Source organism: Pseudomonas sp. NFIX28 (assembly GCF_900107395.1).
GTDB lineage: Bacteria > Pseudomonadota > Gammaproteobacteria > Pseudomonadales > Pseudomonadaceae > Aquipseudomonas.
In genome coordinates this window covers 1-1835 of sequence record NZ_FNPW01000039.1, presented here as the reverse complement: position 1 = coordinate 1835, position 1835 = coordinate 1, and the positions used below count along the sequence as shown (strand labels likewise).

Below are 1835 nucleotides of genomic sequence, written 5' to 3'. Positions count from 1 at the left end.
GAGCTGGACCGCTTCTGCGACGCCATGATCCGCATCCGCGAAGAAATCCGCGCGGTGGAAAACGGCAGCCTGGACAAGGACGACAACCCGCTGAAGAACGCCCCGCACACCGCGGCGGAAATCGTCGGCGAGTGGTCGCACCCTTACAGCCGCGAACAGGCGGTGTACCCGGTAGCCTCGCTGATCGAAGGCAAGTACTGGCCGCCGGTCGGCCGCGTCGACAACGTCTTCGGCGACCGCAACCTGGTGTGCGCCTGCCCGTCGATCGAGGATTACCAGGACATCTGACTCACCCCCTGCTTCCCCCTCGGTCGTCATCGATAGAGGGCACCCGACATGCACAACAGAGGACCGCACCATGTTCAGCACGTTTTTCAGCAAGCAGGACCGAATCAAAGGCTACGACGATGAATTGCTGGCGGCGATGAATGCCGAAACGGCACGGCAAGAACAGCATATCGAGCTGATCGCCTCGGAGAACTACACCAGCCAGCGAGTGATGGAAGCGCAAGGCAGCGGCCTGACCAACAAGTACGCCGAAGGGTATCCGGGCAAGCGCTATTACGGCGGCTGCGAACATGTCGACGTGGTCGAGCAGCTTGCCATCGATCGCGCCAGGCAGCTGTTCGGCGCCGACTATGCCAACGTCCAGCCGCACTCCGGCAGCCAGGCCAACGCCGCGGTCTACCTGGCCCTGCTACAGCCCGGCGACACCGTGCTGGGCATGAGCCTGGCCCATGGCGGCCACCTGACCCACGGCGCCAAGGTCAGCTTTTCCGGCAAACTGTATAACGCCGTGCAATACGGCATTGACACCGACACCGGGCTGATCGACTACGACGAAGTCGAGCGCCTGGCGCTCGAGCATCAGCCGAAAATGATCATCGCCGGCTTCTCCGCCTATTCGAAGACTCTCGACTTTCCGCGCTTGCGCCAGATCGCCGACCGGGTCGGCGCCTACTTCTTCGTCGACATGGCCCATGTCGCCGGCCTGGTGGCGACCGGCCTGTACCCGAACCCGCTGCCCTATGCCGATGTCGTCACGACTACCACCCACAAAACCCTGCGTGGCCCACGCGGTGGCCTGATCCTGGCCAGGGCCAACCCGGAGCTGGAGAAAAAGCTCAACGCCGCGGTGTTCCCCGGCGGCCAGGGCGGCCCGCTGATGCACGTGATCGCCGCCAAGGCCGTGTGCTTCAAGGAAGCCCTGGAACCTGGCTTCAAGACGTATCAGCAACAGGTGATTGGCAACGCCCAGGCCATGGCGCAGGTGTTTATCAGGCGTGGCTACGATGTGGTGTCGGGCGGCACCGACAATCATCTGTTCCTGGTCAGCCTGATTCGCCAGGGCCTGACCGGCAAGGATGCCGATGCCGCGCTCGGGCGGGCCGGGATCACCGTGAACAAGAACGCCGTACCGAACGATCCGCAGTCGCCGTTCGTCACCTCCGGCCTGCGCATCGGTACCCCGGCGGTGACCAGCCGTGGGTTCAAGCAAGCCCAGTGCATTGAGTTGGCTGGCTGGATCTGCGACATCCTCGACCATCTCGGCGATGCCGATGTCGAGGCCCAGGTCGCCCGCCAGGCCGCGGCCCTGTGCCGTGATTTCCCGGTGTACCGCGACTGACCGCTACACACTCGACAAGCGACCCGGGAGCCAGCGCGCCTGCTCCCGCGGATCCTTCCTTTCTATCCGGAGTTTGTTGCATGACCACCCAAACCCTCGCTAGAACCCCGCTACACTCGCTGCACCTCGAACTCGGCGCGCGCATGGTGCCGTTCGCCGGTTACGACATGCCTGTGCAATACCCGCTGGGCGTGATGAAGGAACACCA

2 protein-coding genes and 1 pseudogene are annotated in these 1835 nt (G+C 63.9%); all 3 read left to right on the top strand.

All coding sequences use genetic code 11. The features are described 5' to 3' along the window. Positions 1 to 288: hypothetical protein (locus BLV20_RS30710; protein WP_139192779.1), on the top strand; the 288-nt coding region annotated here is incomplete at its 5' end. Positions 289 to 358: 70 nt separating this feature from the next. Further along, positions 359 to 1627: a serine hydroxymethyltransferase gene (gene glyA / locus BLV20_RS30705; RefSeq protein WP_092306082.1), complete on the top strand. Its 1269-nt coding sequence runs from the start codon at positions 359 to 361 to the stop codon at positions 1625 to 1627. A gap of 80 nt (positions 1628 to 1707) precedes the next feature. Further along, a pseudogene (gene gcvT, locus BLV20_RS31285) lies at positions 1708 to 1835 on the top strand (glycine cleavage system aminomethyltransferase GcvT); the annotation flags it as partial.